Genomic DNA, 4,819 nt, shown 5'->3' on the forward strand with positions numbered 1-4,819 from the left:
TCTCAGAGGCGGGGAGCGTCAGTCGTGCTGCCACTCGTCGCGGGCGTACTGGACGACCACCGGGTCCATCAGCGTGCTGGGCCGGACGTCGGGGCGGCGCCGGTCGACGGGGAAGACCGTCGCCGCCTGAAGCACCGCGTCGTCCAGGAACCGGAGCGGGGGCGCGTCGGCGGCCAGCCGTAGCGGTTCACCGTCGGACGCGCCGGTCCCGTCACCGTCGGCGGCCGGCGCCGCGCCCGCCATCGTCGTGGTGCCGGCCGCGGCGGCTTCCGGACGGGCCAGCAGGAAGCCCCAGTTGCCGAAGCTCGGCACGTCGACCTGGTACGGCGTGGTGCCGAACCCGGCCTCGGTCAGCGTCGCCTCGATCGACCAGAAGGAGCGCGGCGCGAAGAACGGTGAGCCGCCCTGGACGGCGAGCGCCCCGTCGGGCGCGAGGACCTGGGAGACCACGGTGTAGAACTCGACGCTGTACAGCTTGGCGGTCGGCGCGTCCTGCGGATCGGGGAAGTCGGCGATCACCACGTCGTACGGACCGGGGGCCGTCCGCAGCCAGTTGAAGGCGTCGGCGTTGACGACGCTCACCCGCGGGTCGGCCAGCGCGTCCTCGTTCATCCTGCGCAGCGGCTCGTACGAGGCGGCCATCCCGGTCACCGCCGGGTCGAGGTCGACGAGGGTGACCTGCTCGACGTCGTCGTACTTGAGGACCTCACGCAGGGCGAGCGCGTCGCCCCCGCCCAGCACCAGGACCGAGGTGCGCGGTCCGGCGAGCGCGGGGTGCACCAGCGCCTCGTGGTAGCGGTACTCGTCGATGGAGGAGAACTGCAGGTCGCCGTTGAGGAACAGCCGCATGTCCCGTTCGCCGGTGAAGCCGAACGCCTCGGTGACGACGATCTCCTGGTAGTCGGTGCGTTCGGCGTGCACGATCGGGTCGCGGTAGAGCTGCTGGCGGGCGGTGACCTCGATCCGGTCGGCCAGCGCGTACGCGCAGCCCAGGACGGCGAGCACCAGCACCATGCCGGTGAGCAGTCCGGCCCGGACGACGCGGCGCAGCCGGCGCCGGAAGATCCACACCACCACCGCGATCCCGAAGACCGCGTTGACCGCGCCGACCACCAGCGCGCCCTTCAGCTGGCCGAACACCGGGAGCAGCAGCAGCGGGAAGCAGAGACCGCCGACCAGGGCGCCGATGTAGTCGACGGCGAACATGTCGGCCACCGCGCTCCCGGCCTCCTGCCGCCGGATGCGCTGCAACAGGGTCATCAGCAGCGGGATCTCGGCACCGATGAGGACGCCGACGACGAAGGCGATCACGATCATCGCCGGGGTGTAGACCTGGAGCCAGGCGAACATCGCGTAGAGCGTGAGCACCGACAGCCCGCCGATGAGGGCGAGCAGCCCTTCGACGGCGGCGAACGCGCCGACGGCCCGGTGCTGGAGCGGCTTGGCGGCCAGCGAGCCGATCCCCATGGCGAAGACCATCACCGACAGGACCAGCGAGGTCTGCATGACGGTGTTGCCGATGAGGTAGCTGCCGAGGGTCACCAGCGCCAGCTCGTACGCCAGCCCGCAGGCGGCGCAGGCGAACACGGAGAAGAGCAGCAGTGCCCGGGCCAGGCGCGGCCGGGTGTCCGGCAGGCCGCCGCCGGTCCCGCCCGCGGGAGGCCCGGCGCCGTCGCCCGGCGGTTGTCCGGAGCCGCCCGCCGGTGCGGTGGTGGGTGCGGGTCCGTTGCCGGGTGTGGGCTGCTCCCCGGCGCCGGCCCCGGGATCGGCCCCGGTCACGGTGCCCGTCGCGGCCACGGTGCCCGTCCCGGCCTCGGCTCGGGGGCCGGTGAGCGTCGCGGAGCCGGTCGGCGTCACGCCGTGCTCGGCGGCCGGGGGCGCGGGGCGGTGGTGCGTGGTCAAGACAGCGCTGCGGAGACCATGAGGGCCGTACCGATGTACATCGTGCCCTGCACCCACGCGGCCGGGTGCGGCCGCCCCTCGTGGTCCTCCATCACGCTGGCTCCCATCTTGCCGGGCGTGATGATGCCGACGATGGCGAACACCAGCGTCATGACGAGCACACCGGCCAGACCGTAGACCAGGGTGCTGAACAGGCCCCAGCCCAGGCCCTCCTGGAACTCGCTGGAACGGATCGCCTGCGCGACGACCAGGCCGACTCCCAGCATCTGGCCGCTGAGGACGATGGAGGCGCCCTTGTTGCGTTCCTTCCAGACCACCTCCACCAGCCGGCGCGGGGTGACGAGGTCGAGGGCACCGAAGCCCGCGGCCATCACGACGAAACCGATCAGCCCGTACGCCAGGGTGATGCCCGCAGACTCGAATATCTCCGCCACGATCGCCTCTCTCGCCCGACACCGCGCCGCGCGGTGTCATCGTCCTCAACGTCTGCCGTCACAGCGCCGGTTGTACACCGGGCACAGCGACGGGTGACGGTGCGGCGCGGGGCGCGCCGCACCGTCATTCAACCCTGTTCCGCGCCGGCCGTAGCCCGCCCGGGACTACTTGCCCGATCCGGGGCCGCCGCCGCGGAAGCCGCCTCCGCCGCTCCCGCCGCCGCTGCCGGTGCCGCTGCTGCCGGGCGCAGGCCAGACGGTGCCGATGTCGGTGTTCCAAGTGCGGTGCGCGCTGCGGTAGTTGCGGATCTCGATCCGGCTGCCGTCCTCGTGCTTGGTGATCGCCACCACGTCGTTGTGGTAGCGGAGGTAGACCTTGTCGCGCTTGTTGACGCGGTCGCGCGCCTTGCTCTCGCGGGAGATGTCGCTCGCCACACTGGCGGGTGCCATGTTGCTCGCCAGGTAGTAAGCGCCGCTGGCGGTGTAGGTGCTGGTGATGTACGAGCGGGGGACCTCGTTGTGACGCGAGGAGCCGCCGCACGCGGTCAGGACCATCAGGGCCAGTGCGACGGCGACCGCCGTCAGGGTTCCACGCGCTCTCATCGGGCCACCGCCCAGCTCTGGGTCTCCACGATCTCGCGGGAGTTGGGATAGGTGTGCCAGGTTCGCCAGCCGACGCGCCGCCGGTAGCGGTCGCGACGGAACCGCGGGTGCTCGGCCTGGTGCACCGACAGTGCGGTGACGGCCTCGGGGGAGCCGGGAAAGATGCCGAAGAGAGTGCCGTGCCGGCCGTCGAGGCCGACGCGCAGCCGCCGGACGCGGGTGGAGAACGCGGCGCGTGAGTGGCGGCTGGTGCGCGCCCGGAAGCGGTAGCTCCAGCCGTCGATCTCCTCGCTCACGACCCGGGGCAGACAACCGGGGCGACCGTCACCCAGGCAGGCGACGGTCTCACGTATCGGGCCGGCGAACACCTGGTGGGAGGCGCCGAGCAGCCGCAGCTGCACGGTCAGCCCGTCCAGCCGCACGTCGGCGGTGAACAGCGCCTCCTGGGAGGGGAGTCCGAGCGTCAGCGACAGGTCGTCCGGCACGGTGTCCAGGTACGGGGTCTCCAGGGTGACGGCGCTCATGCGTCGCTCCCGGGGTAGATGGTCAGGGTCCCGTTGGGAATCCGCTCGCCCAGCGACGCCTCCCAGGTGCCCTGGCCGTCCCCGTCGAGGTAGCGCTCGAACGCCAGGCCCTTGCCGCCAGGCCCGGAGTAGTCGGCGTACTCGACGCGGCCGGTCGTGCCCACACCGGTGGTTCCCTCGGAGGTGTAGTTGGCGACGCCGTGTTCGTCGCGCCGGTAGGTGACGCCTTCCACGGTGAGTTCACGGGCGGTCGGCGACAACTCCGGCCCGTCGTAGGGGGTCCACATGACCACTTCGAGGTCCGGGTCCTCCTCGACCGAGATCCAGCGGCGGCCGGAACCGTCCTCGTTGAGCGCGTCGAGGAAGTGCTCGTCCCAGGTGAAGCCGCCCTCCTTGAGGCGCAGCGACCCCCGCACGAACATCCGCTCACCGAGGAACTCCACCATGTCGCCGGCGCGCAGCCGGCGCGGGTCGCCGGAGGCGGAGTCGGCGACGTCGAACGGGTCGCGCGGCAGCGGCGGAGCGGCGGCCGTGGCGCCGCGTCGCTGCCGCAGCACCACGACGATGAGCGCGACGATTGCCGCGATTGCCACAACTGCCAGCAGATAAACCATGGTTGGTCCCCCGAGCCCGCGAACGTCACTGTGCCGCCGAGTATTCCACGCACGGCGCCGCCCGGACGGTTCCCGTCGGCGGCCGGAATCCTCCCGGCGACCGCCCCCACGCCCTGGCGCGGGACGGCCGCGGCGGCGCTCCTTCGCGTCAGCCCTGTTCCAGATGGCGGCGCAGCAGCGAACCCCCGTCCGGCACGCAGCTGTCACAGATCCGCTCGTGGTTGGCGCGGTTGCGGGCCTGGGCCGCGCGCAGCCGGGACTCCGCGATCCGCACCTCGCCCGGGACCCCGCGCGGTCCGGCCCTGCCCGCTGGGACCTCGCCCGCTGGGACCTCGCGCGTGGCGCGGCGCAACCGGCGCAGCAGCGCGGTCATCTCGCGGTGCTCCCGGTTGAACGCGCCGGAGAACCCGGGGCTCACGAAGGGGGGTTCCATGGTGGGCCGCACCTGTTCCCGGTAGACCGCCCGGTCGAAGTCGGAGGAGTAGGTCATGGCGGCGGTCGCCGAGTCGTAGAGGACCGTGAGGCGTTCCAGGGCGGGGAGCAGCCGCGGCCAGTCCGTGTCGTGGGCGGCGGAGACCGCCTCGTCCAGCAGCCGGTTCATCAGCGTGAGGTGCAGATGGAACAGCTGGTGGCCCAGGCGCCAGCGCAACAGCGCGGGCGCGGGAGTGGTTCCCTCGGAGGTGTAGTTGGCGACGCCGTGTTCGTCGCGCCGGTAGGTGACGCCTTCCACGGTGAGTTCACG

At 72.2% G+C, this 4,819-nt stretch carries 6 protein-coding genes; all 6 read right to left on the reverse strand.

What is annotated here, in order from left to right:
- Positions 1–18: 18 nt before the first annotated feature.
- Positions 19–1,635, reverse strand: a complete 1,617-nt coding sequence (locus E0D90_RS23595) for a polyamine aminopropyltransferase (protein WP_130800011.1) — start codon at positions 1,633–1,635, stop codon at positions 19–21.
- 263 nt (positions 1,636–1,898) lie between these two features.
- Positions 1,899–2,336 (reverse strand): DUF350 domain-containing protein, encoded by a 438-nt coding sequence (locus tag E0D90_RS23600; RefSeq protein WP_130800007.1) that lies wholly within the window; start codon positions 2,334–2,336, stop codon positions 1,899–1,901.
- 165 nt (positions 2,337–2,501) lie between these two features.
- On the reverse strand, positions 2,502–2,939 hold the full coding sequence (locus E0D90_RS23605; RefSeq protein ID WP_130800008.1) for a DUF4247 domain-containing protein: 438 nt from the start codon (positions 2,937–2,939) through the stop codon (positions 2,502–2,504).
- Entirely contained in the window at positions 2,936–3,463 is a 528-nt protein-coding gene (locus E0D90_RS23610) for a DUF2617 family protein (protein WP_130800009.1), read from the reverse strand. The genes E0D90_RS23605 and E0D90_RS23610 overlap by 4 nt, the downstream gene beginning before the upstream one ends.
- Complete coding sequence (locus tag E0D90_RS23615; protein ID WP_227870439.1) at positions 3,460–4,056, reverse strand: DUF4178 domain-containing protein; 597 nt, start codon at positions 4,054–4,056, stop codon at positions 3,460–3,462. The genes E0D90_RS23610 and E0D90_RS23615 overlap by 4 nt, the downstream gene beginning before the upstream one ends.
- A gap of 169 nt (positions 4,057–4,225) precedes the next feature.
- Positions 4,226–4,819 (reverse strand): 3-methyl-L-tyrosine peroxygenase-related protein (locus tag E0D90_RS27370; protein ID WP_227870440.1); only part of this gene is annotated, 594 nt, incomplete at its 5' end.

It is taken from the genome of Streptomyces otsuchiensis (assembly GCF_004305975.1).
GTDB lineage: Bacteria > Actinomycetota > Actinomycetes > Streptomycetales > Streptomycetaceae > Streptomyces > Streptomyces otsuchiensis.

What these genes read in the sequence shown, in the direction of transcription:
- E0D90_RS23605 (WP_130800008.1), bottom strand. Translation starts at nt 2,939, where the DNA reads ATGAGAGCGCGTGGAACCCTGACGGCGGTCGCCGTCGCACTGGCCCTG.
- E0D90_RS23610 (WP_130800009.1), bottom strand. Translation starts at nt 3,463, where the DNA reads ATGAGCGCCGTCACCCTGGAGACCCCGTACCTGGACACCGTGCCGGAC.